Source organism: Acinetobacter sp. YH12086, from assembly GCF_013419345.1.
GTDB lineage: Bacteria > Pseudomonadota > Gammaproteobacteria > Pseudomonadales > Moraxellaceae > Acinetobacter > Acinetobacter amyesii.
The window spans coordinates 47,965-62,495 of record NZ_VPAF01000009.1 but is presented as its reverse complement, the minus strand read 5'-3'; the positions used below and the strand labels follow the sequence as shown (position 1 = coordinate 62,495).

Sequence of the window (14,531 nt, the reverse complement as noted above, 5' to 3'; positions counted from 1 at the left end):
ATGCGTATTACATTAGTCATGGCCAGTGCTGAAGATGGTGGTCTAGAAAAGCATGTGATTGAATTGGCGAATGGGTTAAGCCAAAACAATCAGGTCAGCTTGATTGCGCATGAGCGTTTTGCTCATTTACTCGATGCAAAAGTGAATGTTGTAAAAATGGATTTGAGCGGAAGTCGGCATAATCCTTGGACAAAGTATCAGTTAAAAAAGAAAATTATTGAAACTCAGCCAGATGTATTACATGTACATGCAGCAAAAACAGCCCAATTTGTGCATGGAATGGTTAAATCATTTACTTTCCCCAGTGTCGTAACGGTTCATGGTCAAAAGAAAAAGAATCAGATGAATCAATCATTTGATCATATTGTTGTAGTGAGTGAACAGTTAAAACATCAATTGGAAAATCCATCCAAAACTTCAGTGGTATATAACGGCGTTGAACTGAAGATCGTTCCTCAAGAATTTCAAAAGAATCGTAAGTTCATTGCAGTTGGTCGCTTAAATGAGGTGAAAGGTTTCGACGTTTTACTTCAAGCTTGGCAAGATATTCCTCATCAGTTGACGATTGCAGGCGAAGGGGAACAGCGTCCGTTATTAGAGCAGCTTATTCAAGGTTTAAATTTATCCGATCGAGTTCAGCTCATCGGATTTTGTGAAGAGATACAACAGCAGATCAGTGAGCATGAAGCACTTATCGTCTCGTCCTTACGGGAAGGTGGTCCTTACACTTTGGGTGAAGCTTTATTATTAAACCGACCTGTTTTTGGAACCTGTGTTGGGATGATGCCTGAGTTTATTTCCGAAACATGGTTATGTGAAACGAATGATGTCGATGCTTTACAACAACTGATCAAACGCTATTGCGCCTTGGAGCATCCTGAGTCTGTTTTTCAAGATGCATTTAACTTGGCACAACAGCATTTAACCATCGAGCATATGCTATTGAATACAGAACAAGTATATAGGCAGGCGATTGCGAGTCAGGCTGCTTAAACTTGTTTATAGTTAGTGACTTCGATGAACTTTTTAAAGAAAGGCTGAAATACTGGTGGCATGTAGGCTGAACTAATAAATTTGGTGCTTACTTCTGTAATGCCGTAAATTTTACAGAACATAATACGATGATGTCCTTGATTCAGCTTATCTTTTACGCCCATAGAACGGCATAACATAATGTGCATTGGAAAGTTAAAGTCATAACCAGAATCTTTAAAAGAGTTTTCCAGTTTACTGTAGCGTTCCTGACGTTTATCTTCATCCAGCTTCCAACGACGGCTCGTCCAGTTGTATGCTGTTTCAGGTGTTTTGATATTCCGCTCTAACGCATTTTCTGTAATGTCACTGAGTAAAATACGATAGCTATGAGAACCAAAATTTTGGCGACGAGAGCGAATTTTTTTAATAAAAGAACCAAAAAAGTTAAATATAAAACCTTCGGTTTGAAACGCAAAACGTGTACGTATACGATCTTGCTCCAATGAGGTCTCTGACTTTAAATAGATGATACAGTCTTGATGCTGGTTTGCTTCACACGCTAAAAGAACAACCGCATCACAACCTAAATGATCACCTTGAAAAGAAAAATCACGCTGCGATAAAGTGATTAAGCTTTCTGGATGAACATGATAAGTTTCTGAAGATAGGCCGAAATTTGTTTGCATGTGGACTCACATCAAATGAAATAAATTTGAACGATTCACGATAGTGTAACATGGCTGATTTTGTAGCGTATAATGTCGTATTCGCTGAGATTGGAAAAAAGAATGGGCAATCCACTTCGTTATGTTGCTTTAGGTGGTTGTAATACCGCTGGTGAAGTACACAACATCGGTAATGCATATCCTGAACGTATTGCACAGGCACAAGGCTGGGCACTTGAAAACTATGGTTATACCATGTCGAGTACACGTGAAGGCATTCAATTTTTTAATCTGAAAAATGTCGCTGAAGCTGATGTGATTAGCATTCAATTTGGTGGGGTAGACAGTTGGTTGACATTCAAAGGTTCACCTTTTGTCCTGTATTATCCAGATTCACCATGGCGTAAATTCCTGAGAAAAATCGTCAAAAAAATCAAGAAATATGCACGAAAAATTCATTGGCATAATGTTGTAGGCGAAACGAATGTTGTGCCATATCAAGAGTATATCGATAATATTCGTTATATGATTGATCATAGCAAAGCTCAATATATTCTTTTAGTAGAAACTTATCCGAACAAAGATAAATCACGTGAACCACGTATTCTTAAATACAACCAAGCACTGAAAGATTTGAGTGATGGTAAACGTGTACTGTATGTCCCTAATTATGAAATATTGAATCAAGACCTAGTTAACAACTATGATGATTCAACCCATTTATCATCTCAAGGTCAGCAAGTTGTGACGGATGCTGCATTAGCTGCGATTCGACAAGCTGAAGCGCAATAAAAAAAGCCGCTCAATGAGCGGCATTTTTTAGGCACAAATTTGGCTAAAAATCTGTTCATGTTTTAACTTAGTTTTCTGATCAAAGGACTGAAGTTTGAGCTTTTCTTCATCGCTATATTTAGCCTTTGCATAAAGTTGTTCAAGACTCAGTTGATTTAAATCTTCTAGACGAATATGGCGATCTGTTACCTGTGCATCACTGAGGAGGTTATGTGTTTTAGAGGTATTTGATGCCACGATCAGCACTGGAATTTGCATCTGTAAACAAAAACATAAGCAGTGATAACGACCAGTGATCACTAAATCACTTTCGAGCATTTTTTGCTTAAACGCCTGTGTGTCGTCAATACAATAATTAAAGTCTTGATAATAACGACGTGGTTTATACAGCCCGAAGGTGAGTTTAGAAAGAAGATTATATTGTTTTAACTTCTTCATTTTTTTTGGATTGTAGCCAATCGTATGCGCATCTAAGGGCAAATTTTTGGTGATCGGATGATAGTCAAAGTGCTGCTTTTCAGCGTAGGCAAATAGGGCATCACTGACATGGCTATACACCGAATCATTCACAATGACTTGAGCAGGACGTGTTAATGCAGATTCTGTTGTATGGGCTGTAAATTGATGACTCGAATAAAAGGTTAAATCGGCAGCATATTCACAATGTGGATGCTGCGGCTTCAACGTTGCTAAACTTTTCTGATCGCGTACATAGAGCCCATCAAAATCTTGAATCAGTTCATTCCAGAACATTGGGTTATTTTCCCAAGTGCTATTCAATAGAAATACAGGTTTGCCTTGTTGTTTGGCGATAGATCCAAGTTTGAGTAGAAATTCACCAAAAGGTGCTGCATCATGCAGTGTACCTTCTCCATTGATTAGGACAATATCGATATCTTTTAATAACTCAAGCCATTTTTCTTCAGAAATCGTTTGCCCCGTACAAAGTTGAGAAAACTTCGCATCAGGATGATTTTTCTGTATTAGACTGTACAGATTATTCATTACGACTTCGCAACCATGGTGTAGGTTGGTACGGGTATCATTGAGAATAAAAAAGTGTTTCAAAAAGGTTACCTATTGTTCAAGATCAAAATGGCATTGGAAATCATAACGTTTAATTTTGGTGGGCAAATCATTCTGCCTCAACCCTTAATATAGTGTAATAGTGATGATAAAACGATTGTTTATTGTGCGGACCCCATTACAGTTATTTAATGCCTTTGAGGCAATGCAACGGTTTCATCAAGCCGATACGCAAAATGAACTGTTAGTAGTTTATGGTTCACTGCGAGACCATCGCATGATGCAACAGATGTTACAGACACTTCAGGGCTGGAATCGTATTGTATATCAACCTTTTATGGGGTGGAAAAAGAAGTTTTATGCATTTCAGTTGAAAAAGCATTTTCCAGATCATAGTCAATATGACGATATTTTTACAGGGATGATTCAGCATATTCCACTGCATCTCATGAATAGTTTAAATGCAAAAAATTATTGGTTAATCGATGATGGTAATGAAACTCGGATGATTGTGGAACATCTAAATCAGGGCACTTACTACACAAAAGATCGATCACAAGGGTTGTTCGGCATTAAACAAAACCCTGAAGTTTTAAAAAAAATTCAATTATTTACCTTGTATGACGATTTAGAAACTACACATCAGGTGACGATTAATGATTATCGGATCTTTAAACAAAACGCTCGTGCGCTAGAGACAAAAAATGGTTACGACTTAGTCATTGGTTCGAATCTTGTGGGAACGTATCTTAAGTCAGAAGCTGAATATTTAAGTATTTTAAAATCGCTTAAACAGCAAATGGCGGATCGACATTTATACTATGCACCACATCGATATCTGAGTGAAAGTACCGTTCAAGCGATTGAAAGCATGGGCTATGAAATTTTGAAATATGATACGATTTTAGAGCTTTTTCAGTATGAGCAGGGCTGGTGTTTTGAGCGTTATTATTCGATACGTTCGACTGCTATCGACACCCTGACACAGCTTTATGGTGCAGCAGGGGCATTTATACGTTTAGATGAGTCGCACTTTGTAAATCATGCGAAATGGCAAGAATGCAATGAAATTTGGAATACAGCACAGCATGTGATCAGTTTGGAAACAACCGAGAGAGCACTGAATTAATCTTCAGTGCGATCCGCATTACCTTTCAACACCATATAAATCAAACCGACAAAGATTAATAATGCACCTGCAAGGCTGCTGACACAGAATAAAACGATTCGGTTATAGGTGGTTAAGTTGAATAATTCATTGGCTAAAATGTAGCGCATGAACAACCATTGTACGACAGAAAAAACAATCAACACGATTGCACGACGACGGACTTCAGGACGCATAGCCATAGGAGAATCACTTAAAGTGGAAATTGAGGTTATTATGCCACTGTCGATAATCGATCTCAATTCAATAAGATTAATCCAAGCCTGTGGAACACAAATCTACAGGTTGAGATGTTCTCAGATCACCTTTATTTGCGGTACATATTGATATTGCCAAAGCAGACCCGAAAGCGTTTATAAGACCAGATATACTGTTCTGGTGCTTGGTTAATGGTGTCTTGCATCGCGATGTTGAGGGTGTCGACAGAGGATTGTAAGTCTTTAGATAAAATCTGGTCTGATAAGGTTTGGCAATGCACATCAAAGTACTGTAGGTTAGGTTGTCGGATACAACTTAAGCCGATGATATTGCATTGGGTTTTTGCAGCAAGCTTTGAAACCAGTGTAATTGATAAAGTATTTTGCCCAAAAAAATTGGAATAAATACCGCCTGAAGGCTTCGGTAAATGGTCAGGTAAAATGACCGTCAGACCACCTTGTTTCAAATGTTTAAAAATAGCACGGATCCCAGTTTCATCTGTCGGGACTAAGGTCGCATTAAACTTTTCTCGTGCTTCTAACAGATAACGATTGATCCCTTTATTTTTATTCGGTTTATACATAATCATCGGTTCTGTATACAAGTTCAGCCATGCATTGAGTAATTCCCAGCAGCCAAAATGAGGAACCACCACGATCACACCTTTTTTATTCGCAAGTGCTTCCGTGAGGATATTTTCACCATAAATATTTTTCAGTAAGCTCAGGCTATAACTTGGTGGCATACCCCAACATTTAATAAATTCAATATAGGTCAAGCATTGGCTGCGGATACTTTGACTGACGAGCTGTCTCTTCGCTGTCGCTGACATATCTGGGTAGGCCAGTTGAATATTGATGCTGGTGATACGTTTGATTGATGAGTTAAACAGGTTAAGAATAAACGCGATCATCAAGGCCAAGTTTTGTAACAGCCAAAGTGGCAATAGCGCGATGATTTTGAATATAAAGTACATGGATCACAAGGTCTCAAAATTTACAGCATGGAATAAAATAAATTTTGCCAAGAGACCGGACTTATTCAGTGAAAAGTACAAAAAGATCTGAATCTAAAAACAAAATAATTGGAAGTGGAAAATTGAGCTGTCCATTGCTCAAAGGATGTAGTGAAACATCATAACGTACTTGAAGCGTTTTGATATTAGCAAAGTACATCAAATCTTAAATTTATGTTTTGTAGGTTTTCTACCACCTTTTGTAGGTTGACATAAAAAACCCTGCATAGCGCAGGGTTTTTTTAAACCTTTAAATCTAAATCTAAAAATGTAAGATTATTTAGATTCTTCAGCTTTTGGTTTTTCACGTAAGCGAATACCTAAGTCACGTAATTGGTTCGCTTCAACTGGCGCAGGCGCTTGAGTTAAAGGACATTCCGCAGTCTTAGTTTTCGGGAATGCAATCACGTCACGGATAGAAGATGCACCAGTCATCAACATCACTAAACGGTCAAGACCGAATGCTAAACCACCGTGAGGAGGCGCACCGAATTTCAACGCATTTAACAAGAAGCTGAATTTCTCTTCTGCTTCTTCTTCAGAAATACCAAGCGCTTCGAAGATCGCTTTTTGCATTTCTAGGTTATAAATACGAAGTGAACCACCACCGATTTCAGTACCGTTCAATACCATATCGTAAGCAACAGAAAGTGCAGCACCTGGGTTGTTCTTCACTTCTTCAACGCTTGATTTTGGCAGCGTGAATGGGTGGTGAACAGACGTCCATTTACCGTCATCAGTTTCTTCGAACATTGGGAAGTCAACAACCCAAAGTGGCGCCCACTCGCAAGTTGCAAGTTTCATGTCGTGACCGATTTTAATACGTAAAGCACCCATCGCATCATTTACGATTTTCGCTTTGTCCGCACCAAAGAACACGATGTCGCCATTTTCAGCACCAACGCGTTTCAATAGATCAAGTACGATAGGCTCGATGAATTTAACGATTGGAGATTGAAGACCTTCAATACCTTTTTCAAGCTCGTTGACTTTGATGTAAGCCAAACCTTTCGCGCCATAGATACCCACGAATTTAGTGTATTCGTCGATTTGGCTGCGTGGAAGCGCGCCAGCACCTGGTACGCGAAGCGCAACAATACGGCCTTTAGGATCTTTAGCAGGACCTGCGAATACTTTGAACTCAACGTCTTGCATCATGTCTGCAACGTCAACCAATTTCAAAGGAATACGTAAGTCAGGTTTATCAGATGCATAGTCACGCATTGCATCTGCATACGTCATACGTGGGAACTTGTCGAACTGAACGTTTAGAAGTTCTTTGAACATCTTAACCGTTAAACGTTCCATTAAATCCATGATGTCATCGTCACTCATGAACGATGTTTCAACGTCGATTTGTGTGAATTCAGGCTGACGGTCAGCACGTAAGTCTTCATCACGGAAACATTTAGCAATTTGGTAGTAACGATCGATACCGCCAACCATTAACAACTGTTTGAACAATTGTGGAGATTGTGGAAGTGCGTAGAAGCTACCGTTAGAAACACGACTTGGTACTAAATAGTCACGCGCACCTTCAGGAGTCGCACGAGTCAAAATCGGTGTTTCCACGTCTAAGAAACCATTTTCTTCGAAGTAGTTACGAATTAGGTTAGTCAATTTAGAACGGAAACGAAGACGATCTAACATTTCTGGACGACGGATATCCAAGAAACGATATTTCAAACGTACTTCTTCAGAAATATTTGTGTTGTCGTCATTCAATGGGAATGGCGGAGTTTCTGAACCAGCAAGCACTTCGATTTCTTTACCAAGAACTTCGATTTGACCGCTAGTCATATTCGCGTTTTCAGTACCTGCGTAACGACGACGTACACGGCCTGTAATTTTTAATACGAATTCTGAACGTGCTTTGTCCGCAGTTGCGAATGCTTCAGGAGTATCTGGGTCAATAACCACTTGAACAAGACCATCACGGTCACGCATGTCAAGGAAGATTACACCACCGTGGTCACGGCGACGGTGAACCCAACCGCATAATGTAACGGTTTGGTCAATTTGAGCTTCGGTTAAAGAACCGCAGTAATGAGTTCGCATCATAGCGTTAGAAATCCAACTATATGGGTTAAGGTCAGCGAATACGTAAACAGCGTACCGCTTTTATTCGAATAGGGGATTATGCCTCTTTTTGGCTGTTTTGTCACAAGGACTTATTGCTAAAACAGCCAAATTTACAGCAAATTTTCGGTCAATGATGGGCTTAAGCCGATGACGTTGAAAAAATATTGGTGCTCTTGCTTAAGATCAGAAATATCAGACTACCGAAGCTAAACGTGGCTAAAAATGCACGGAAAAAATAATTAATGGCTTTGCCGACATAGGCATACAAGTCGTGTACAAAGGCATCAGAATAAATACTGTCAGCAAAATAAAAATAACTTGCGATGCCCGCAGCTAAAGACAGGGCCGCTAAACCATATACATAGACTTTGATGGATGTGGGGATGCTTACTGTACTTCGATAATGAAGATGATGACGATAAATCATCCATGCCAAAACGGGGAGTGCCAAGCCAGATAATCCAATTTGCAACACACGATGTAAGGGATATGAATGACCGAAAAATTGAATCGGTAGACTCAATAGATCCTTAAATGCAAAGGTACGAAAGTCAACATGGGTCAAGCCATCCCAAACAATATGCGTCGAAGTTCCAATGATGAGTGCGAGGATGAGACTGAGCATAAACCCACAGCAGTGATTGAAATTCTGTAGATTCAGCGGCTTATTTAAACCAAAAAAAGCAAATAACATCGGGCGATAGAGCACATACCACAGCACACAAAACAGCAAACCAAGGATTAAGTTTGGAACAATTAACCCCGACCATTGATGTGAACCTGCATAGTCAGCATTAGTAAATAAACGGAATAAATCTGGCACCATGCTACCAATTGCGAGTGCTGCAATAGGCAGGCGATTTCCGCTTAATTTGGAAATAGGCGGTGCGAGTACAGCATGGGATATGGTAAAAGGCATTGAACTAAAATAAATATATGAATAAATACAATGTGGTATCGGTGAGTCTATATGATTTGGGCAGATTAGAATGTTTTTTATTGCAAAAGTAATGAAATGTTATATTATAACATTATTCAAAATTAGCCAGATTTGAGTCTCTCCAAATGTCTTTTCATAAGAATTTAATCACAATCTCAATTTTTGCAGTGATTGCACCCAATATTTATGCTGATGATCAGCAACAACAGGTACAAACTTTAGAGGCGATTAATGTTCAGGTTCATCCTTTAAATCAAAGTGCTGCAGATTTTGCGGTTGCAGATAACATTATTAAGCATAAAGATTTGGCACAAGGTGGAGTCACTATTGGTGATGCCATTGCCGGACAACCTGGAGTGTATTCAAATCAGTTTGGTGCAGGCTCAAGTCGACCTGTAATACGTGGGCAAGATGGGCCACGTATCAAAGTTTTGGAGCATGCATCTGAAACAGCAGATGTTTCAACTTTATCCCCTGACCATGCAGTGACGGTTGATCCAATTTTAGCGAAACAAGTAGAAGTGATTCGTGGGCCATCCACTTTATTATATGCAGCTGGGACGGTTGGTGGGTTGGTGAATGTTACCGATCAAAAGATTCCTACCTCTATTCCTGATAAAGGTTATGAAGGGCAAGTTGGGGTTCGTTATAACTCAGGCAGTGATGAAAAATTGGCGAGTGCCGGTGTGACGGCTGCTTTAGGTGAGCAATTTGCCATCCGTGTAGAAGGCTCGAAACGTAAAGCCAATGACTATATTGCACCCAATTATTTTCATGATCATGATGGCGAATTAGAAAAAGAACGCCGTGTCGGCAACACCTTTGCAGAAGGGCAAAATGTCAGTGTAGGTGCGTCATGGATTCATGATCGAGGTTTTGCGGGTCTGTCTTATACGAATCGTCAAGACCAATATGGCTTGCCGGGGCATAGTCATGAATATGAAAGCTGTCATCCACATGATGACCATCTACACTGTGATGGTCATGATAACCATGGGCATACCGATGAACATGATCATTCAGCGCATGACGAACATGATCACGATCATGATGCCGCAGGCCCATGGGTCGACTTAAAGTCAGAACGCTATGATTTCCGTACTGAATTGGCTGAGCCGTTTGCAGGATTCCAAAAACTACGTGCGCATGCGAGTTATACGGACTATAAACATGATGAAATTGAAGGTAACACCGCAGCAACCACTTTTAAAAGTAAAGGTTATGATGGCCGTTTAGAATTGGTCCATAACCCAATTGCTGAATGGGAAGGGGTAATCGGTACCCAGTACAATCAACAAAAGCTCAATATCAGTGGTGAAGAATCATTGATGAGCCCAAACAAAACGCAAAAATGGAGCGTATTTGGTTTAGAACATAAACAATTTGGTGATTTCCATGTCGAGCTGGGCGCACGTGTCGATCAGCAGAAAATTCAGATCGATTCTGCACAAAAAGATTATGACGATTATGGTATTTCCTACTCAGGTGCTGTGAACTGGGCGTTTGCACCCAATTATAAATTATCCTTGGTGGGTTCTCATCAAGAGCGTTTGCCATTGGCGCAAGAGCTCTATGCAAACGGTAAGCACTTTGCGACCAATACCTATGAACGTGGAAATGAAAATCTAGATGTTGAAAAATCCAATAATCTCGAATTAGGTTTCCATTATGAAAAAGATCAGTTGGATTATCACGTTCATGTGTATCACAACTGGTATGACAACTACATTTATGCTGCAACCAAAGATAATTTTGAAAACTTCCGCTTAGTTGATTACACCCAAGACAAAGCCAAGTTCTATGGCGCGGAAGCTCAAGTGGGTTATGCAGTAAATGACATGTATAAACTCAGTGTCTTTGGTGATTATGTTCGCGGCAAAATTGATGGTGAAAATGCGCCACGTGTGCCTGCAGGGCGCGTAGGAACCAAGGTCGATGTTGACTTTGCCGATGGTTGGTCAGGTCTTGCAGAATATTCACATGTATTCAAACAAGACAAAATTACTGCATTTGAGCGTGAAACAGATGGCTACAACATGGTGAATTTGGGTGTGGCCTATAGTGGTCAATTGAAAGATCAAAATGATTATCGAGTCTATTTCAAAGCCAATAATTTATTGGATGAAGATGTTTACTCTCATACGTCATTCCTTGCCAATATTCCACAAGTCGGTCGTAATTTTACGGTTGGTCTTGAATTTGGTTTCTAATTGAATTTGCACAGACTTCTCTAAGTAAGTCTAGGTAAAGTCACAGAAATCCTCTTGAAAAATCAATGAATAAAACCTAGTCTGAGCGCATTAGACTAGGTTTTTTCTTATGCGCATCATTCAACGAATACATCACAAGCTCAATTGGTCACGTCGTCGCTATGTGGGTGTGGTCATTGGTTTATTGGTTTTAGGTTATTTGGCCTCGGCAACCTATCACACGCTAAAGCCACTCCCAGAAGGGTTGAACTACACAGGAAAACTTCGCCATGCTGAAGTGAACTTTTTAGTGGATGAAACCTATATCGATGCGCAAGGAAAGCAGCAACAGGAACATCGCATTTTTAAAGAAATGCTGAAAATGATTGAGGAAGCACAGTCGACCATTGTGTTGGATATGTTTCTCTTTAATCCGCAAGTTGGTGACTCTCAATTAAAACATGAACAATTAACACAGGAGTTGACCGATGCGCTGATTTTGAAGCGTCGACTATCTCCTCAAGTGGAAATTTTTGTGATTACTGACCCGGTCAATTCGGTCTATGGCGGCATTCAACCCGAGCATTATCGTCAATTACGACAAGGGGGCATTGAGTTGATCGAAACCAATTTGGTACCGCTTCGTGCATCCAACCCAGCATGGTCAGGTTTTTGGTATATCTGCTGTCAAGATATTGGCAATAATCCTGAACAAGGCTGGTTACCGAATCCATTAGGTACGGAAAAAGTGACGATTCGTAGTTATATGGATCTTTTCAACTTTAAAGCGAATCACCGAAAAACTTTGGTGGTAGATACCATCGATGGCTGGAAAGGTTTAGTCACCTCTATGAATCCACATGATGGTAGCTCACGACATTCCAATGTGGCCTTAACCGTCAAAGGCATGACCGCGATTGATCTGTTAAAGACCGAGCAAGCCGTAGGCATGATGTCCAAAGCCAATATTCCATTTGTGGTGATTAAGGATGTTGAAGCCGCGAAAACTCAGCCACAGGTTCAAGTGCTGACTGAAAAAACAATTTATGATGCCACACTCGACTTAATTGATAGCGCGAAGAAAGCTGGAACTGAAATTGATATCGCGATGTTCTACTTGTCAGAACGTAAAATTATCAAAGCACTCATTGCTGCGCATGAACGTGGCGTGAAAGTTCGGGTATTACTCGATCCAAACAAAGATGCCTTTGGTCGAACCAAAAATGGTATTCCAAACCGTCCTGTTGCTTCAGAACTACATAATGCCGGTATTGATGTACGTTGGTGTAATACCCAAGGTGAGCAGTGCCATAGCAAGATGATTTTAAAACGAACTGCTTATCAAGCCGATATGATTTTAGGTTCGGCAAATTTCACCGCGCGCAACTTGAAAAACTATAATTTAGAAACGGATTTACGCGTGATTGGTCTGAAAAATGCGCAAGTTTTTAAAGATGCATCGCAGTACTTTAATACGGCTTGGTCAAATCTGGATGGTAAACAAATGAGTGTCGATTATAGTAAATATGCGGATGAATCGACCTTGAAATATATGTTGTATCGCTTTATGGAATGGAGCGGAATATCTACTTTTTAGAATTGTCTTAATCTCCCAAATCCCTCTTTTAAAAAGAGGGACTTTCCTCCCTTTTTTAAAGGGAGGTTAGGAGGAATTTAATCAGTTTTAATTCTTCGGTACAGGATTCGGCGGAACGATTTGATCTAAATCTTTATCTGACATTTGATCCAATTCTTTAATATCGGTTTTGATTTTCCATTTATCGGCATCATCTACTGGTTGTGGCAAACGAGCTTCTAACCAGTCACAGATGACATCTGGTGGAAAATCGGCGTGGTTACATTGAATCACCCAAGACAAGAATTGTTTTGCTTCGCCATTCATATATGGTGGCGGAGAAACCGGTAAAAATTGAGTCGGTAAGCGTTCATTTTTAGAAATATAGTTCAATACATGACCCAATTCTTGAACGGTTTGCCATGCTAAAGGGTGATCTACATTAATTTGAAATTTGAACCACCACGCATTTTTGCCATCGGTGCCATATGAGTCGATTAAGGCTTCTTGGATACTTGGTACTTTCGAAAAAAATTGATGAAGTCGGTCAAAACTTAATTCAGACACAGCGTTTGATCCACTACGAAATAAAATCAATCTTAGCATAATCCAATCAAAAACAGGCTAGCATGAAGGTGCGATCAGCTTGGTCGGAAAATTAACAAATTCTTGCATTTGATGGATTTTTATTCATTTTTTCTCCTAAAATGGGTTTTATACTTAATCTATATACCGTGAAGGAGAGCTTGAGTGAAAGCAACATTATTCTATGCAATGGCAGGTGTGATGCTGATAATGACTTCAGCCAGTACTTTTGCGGAAAACAAATGGTCAAACTATCAAAGTGTGGATACATCAAAACCACAACACCGCCCACCGTCGATGAATCGGCCTGGCTATCCGCAGCATGCGCCGAATTATCCTCAACATTATCCTCATTATCCAAGTCGCCCGCCGGTTTATCCGCAATATCCAAATCGACCTTATCCGCAGTATCCACAAAGTGGCATTAGTATTCAATACAATGCGCCGACCACCATTACTCAAAATTCGCAGAGCTATAGTTGGGTGAATGGTGATCCTGCCAGCGCGAGTATTTCGAGTTCGACCTATACGTTTATCAGTGATTGGCAGCGTTTAGGTTTACCTGCACCCCCAAGTGGCATGTACTGGATCTTTGAAAATGGTCGCTATGTGCTGGTGCCTAATCGATAAGGTTTATAACCTCTCCCTTGCGTAGCAGTGCTACTCATCTCCTAAAAGGAGAGGGAACGATTTAGTGTTTAAGCCAATTCATCATCTTGTGGGCGAGGGGTTTTTCCTTCAGGCAGTGGCTTTTCGGAATGCTTGTCTCGAATAACCGAAGGGTAAGTCCAAGAGGCATAGCGCACAATCAAAATGGCCACAGCAAGAATGAGGATCGAACCTGTAGTAATGACCAAGCCCATATCTGCTTTATGGTCATGTTGAATGTCCGAAATCAGTAAACGGGTCAGGGCAGTAATGGCAATATAAATCAGGAAGCGTACTGGCATGTGGTTGGTTTTAAAATAAATACCGACCATGGCACCGAGTTCAAGGTAAATAAACAATAATAAAATATCGTCAATCGTGGCGAATTGTTTAACCGTAATAATTTCAAAAATGGTATGACCCGCAGACCATAAAATCATACAGCCGATGACAAACAGCGCAAGATAATGAAAACCTTCTACAGCAATATTGCCAAGTCGGTCGAGGAGGGCTTCGATTTTTTCTACTTTGGGATCACGATGTGTCATATATATTCCTCCTGTGTAAATTGCGTGAATATTCAATGAAGAACAAGTCATTAAATACCAAGCAAATTTCATGCACATGAAGCGCATATGACAAAAATATTTTTTAGGTTCAATAAAGGTTTTA

At 40.0% G+C, this 14,531-nt stretch carries 14 protein-coding genes; 6 read left to right on the top strand and 8 right to left on the bottom strand.

The genetic code is table 11. The features are described 5' to 3' along the window. Complete coding sequence (locus tag FTU29_RS11240) at window positions 1–993, top strand: glycosyltransferase (protein WP_180121883.1); 993 nt, start codon at window positions 1–3, stop codon at window positions 991–993. Here FTU29_RS11240 and FTU29_RS11235 read toward each other — a convergent pair. After that, complete coding sequence (locus FTU29_RS11235) at window positions 990–1,661, bottom strand: hypothetical protein (RefSeq protein ID WP_180121881.1); 672 nt, start codon at window positions 1,659–1,661, stop codon at window positions 990–992. The two genes, FTU29_RS11240 and FTU29_RS11235, sit on opposite strands and share 4 nt — an antisense overlap. A 102-nt stretch (window positions 1,662–1,763) precedes the next feature. Between FTU29_RS11235 and FTU29_RS11230 the strand changes: the two genes are divergently transcribed. Beyond that, window positions 1,764–2,432, top strand: a complete 669-nt coding sequence (locus tag FTU29_RS11230) for an SGNH/GDSL hydrolase family protein (RefSeq protein ID WP_078194165.1) — start codon at window positions 1,764–1,766, stop codon at window positions 2,430–2,432. 27 nt (window positions 2,433–2,459) lie between these two features. Here FTU29_RS11230 and FTU29_RS11225 read toward each other — a convergent pair whose 3' ends face one another. Beyond that, window positions 2,460–3,500 carry a polysaccharide pyruvyl transferase family protein gene (locus FTU29_RS11225; RefSeq protein WP_180121879.1) on the bottom strand — a complete coding sequence of 347 codons (1,041 nt, stop codon included), beginning with the start codon at window positions 3,498–3,500 and terminating at the stop codon, window positions 2,460–2,462. A 124-nt stretch (window positions 3,501–3,624) separates the two neighbouring features. Here FTU29_RS11225 and FTU29_RS11220 point away from each other — a divergent pair, with 124 nt between their 5' ends. Continuing rightward, the gene (locus FTU29_RS11220; RefSeq protein ID WP_180121877.1) at window positions 3,625–4,587 is read left to right on the top strand and encodes a hypothetical protein; all 963 of its coding nucleotides are present in this window, start codon (window positions 3,625–3,627) and stop codon (window positions 4,585–4,587) included. Here FTU29_RS11220 and FTU29_RS11215 read toward each other — a convergent pair. The 4 genes from FTU29_RS11215 to FTU29_RS11200 all read right to left on the bottom strand — a co-directional run bounded on the left by FTU29_RS11215 (window position 4,584) and on the right by FTU29_RS11200 (window position 8,840). Further along, on the bottom strand, window positions 4,584–4,808 hold the full coding sequence (locus FTU29_RS11215; protein WP_067767767.1) for a hypothetical protein: 225 nt from the start codon (window positions 4,806–4,808) through the stop codon (window positions 4,584–4,586). The two genes, FTU29_RS11220 and FTU29_RS11215, sit on opposite strands and share 4 nt — an antisense overlap. Before the next feature lie 125 nt (window positions 4,809–4,933). Next, window positions 4,934–5,800 carry a lysophospholipid acyltransferase family protein gene (locus FTU29_RS11210; protein ID WP_180121875.1) on the bottom strand — a complete coding sequence of 289 codons (867 nt, stop codon included), beginning with the start codon at window positions 5,798–5,800 and terminating at the stop codon, window positions 4,934–4,936. Between the two features lie 315 nt (window positions 5,801–6,115). Beyond that, window positions 6,116–7,900: an aspartate--tRNA ligase gene (aspS, locus tag FTU29_RS11205; protein WP_180024547.1), complete on the bottom strand. Its 1,785-nt coding sequence runs from the start codon at window positions 7,898–7,900 to the stop codon at window positions 6,116–6,118. 160 nt (window positions 7,901–8,060) lie between these two features. Continuing rightward, window positions 8,061–8,840 carry a DUF4184 family protein gene (locus FTU29_RS11200; RefSeq protein WP_180024546.1) on the bottom strand — a complete coding sequence of 260 codons (780 nt, stop codon included), beginning with the start codon at window positions 8,838–8,840 and terminating at the stop codon, window positions 8,061–8,063. A gap of 146 nt (window positions 8,841–8,986) precedes the next feature. On the opposite strand from FTU29_RS11200, the gene znuD reads away from it, so the two are divergent. Together znuD and FTU29_RS11190 are read left to right on the top strand one after the other, a co-directional pair. After that, window positions 8,987–11,071, top strand: coding sequence for a zinc piracy TonB-dependent receptor ZnuD (gene znuD / locus FTU29_RS11195; RefSeq protein WP_180121873.1), 2,085 nt, complete (start codon window positions 8,987–8,989; stop codon window positions 11,069–11,071). A 109-nt stretch (window positions 11,072–11,180) separates the two neighbouring features. After that, the gene (locus FTU29_RS11190; RefSeq protein ID WP_180121871.1) at window positions 11,181–12,647 is read left to right on the top strand and encodes a phospholipase D family protein; all 1,467 of its coding nucleotides are present in this window, start codon (window positions 11,181–11,183) and stop codon (window positions 12,645–12,647) included. Between the two features lie 87 nt (window positions 12,648–12,734). On the opposite strand, the gene FTU29_RS11185 is transcribed toward FTU29_RS11190, so the two are convergent. Continuing rightward, window positions 12,735–13,193 (bottom strand): hypothetical protein, encoded by a 459-nt coding sequence (locus tag FTU29_RS11185; RefSeq protein WP_180035824.1) that lies wholly within the window; start codon window positions 13,191–13,193, stop codon window positions 12,735–12,737. A gap of 183 nt (window positions 13,194–13,376) precedes the next feature. Between FTU29_RS11185 and FTU29_RS11180 the strand changes: the two genes are divergently transcribed. Further along, a complete protein-coding gene (locus tag FTU29_RS11180; protein ID WP_372491155.1) occupies window positions 13,377–13,841 on the top strand; it encodes an RcnB family protein in 465 nt (154 codons plus the stop codon). A gap of 68 nt (window positions 13,842–13,909) precedes the next feature. Here the strand turns inward: FTU29_RS11180 and FTU29_RS11175 are convergent, their stop codons facing one another. After that, window positions 13,910–14,407 carry a phosphate-starvation-inducible protein PsiE gene (locus tag FTU29_RS11175; RefSeq protein WP_078194156.1) on the bottom strand — a complete coding sequence of 166 codons (498 nt, stop codon included), beginning with the start codon at window positions 14,405–14,407 and terminating at the stop codon, window positions 13,910–13,912. Between the last annotated feature and the right edge of the window lie 124 nt (window positions 14,408–14,531).

Bases quoted from the DNA above. Each gene is read 5' to 3' on its own strand.
- FTU29_RS11240 (WP_180121883.1), top strand. From the start codon at position 1: ATGCGTATTACATTAGTCATGGCCAGTGCTGAAGATGGTGGTCTAGAA.
- FTU29_RS11235 (WP_180121881.1), bottom strand. From the start codon at position 1,661: ATGCAAACAAATTTCGGCCTATCTTCAGAAACTTATCATGTTCATCCA.
- FTU29_RS11230 (WP_078194165.1), top strand. From the start codon at position 1,764: ATGGGCAATCCACTTCGTTATGTTGCTTTAGGTGGTTGTAATACCGCT.
- FTU29_RS11215 (WP_067767767.1), bottom strand. From the start codon at position 4,808: ATGGCTATGCGTCCTGAAGTCCGTCGTCGTGCAATCGTGTTGATTGTT.
- FTU29_RS11210 (WP_180121875.1), bottom strand. From the start codon at position 5,800: ATGTACTTTATATTCAAAATCATCGCGCTATTGCCACTTTGGCTGTTA.
- aspS (WP_180024547.1), bottom strand. From the start codon at position 7,900: ATGATGCGAACTCATTACTGCGGTTCTTTAACCGAAGCTCAAATTGAC.
- FTU29_RS11200 (WP_180024546.1), bottom strand. From the start codon at position 8,840: ATGCCTTTTACCATATCCCATGCTGTACTCGCACCGCCTATTTCCAAA.
- znuD (WP_180121873.1), top strand. From the start codon at position 8,987: ATGTCTTTTCATAAGAATTTAATCACAATCTCAATTTTTGCAGTGATT.
- FTU29_RS11190 (WP_180121871.1), top strand. From the start codon at position 11,181: ATGCGCATCATTCAACGAATACATCACAAGCTCAATTGGTCACGTCGT.
- FTU29_RS11175 (WP_078194156.1), bottom strand. From the start codon at position 14,407: ATGACACATCGTGATCCCAAAGTAGAAAAAATCGAAGCCCTCCTCGAC.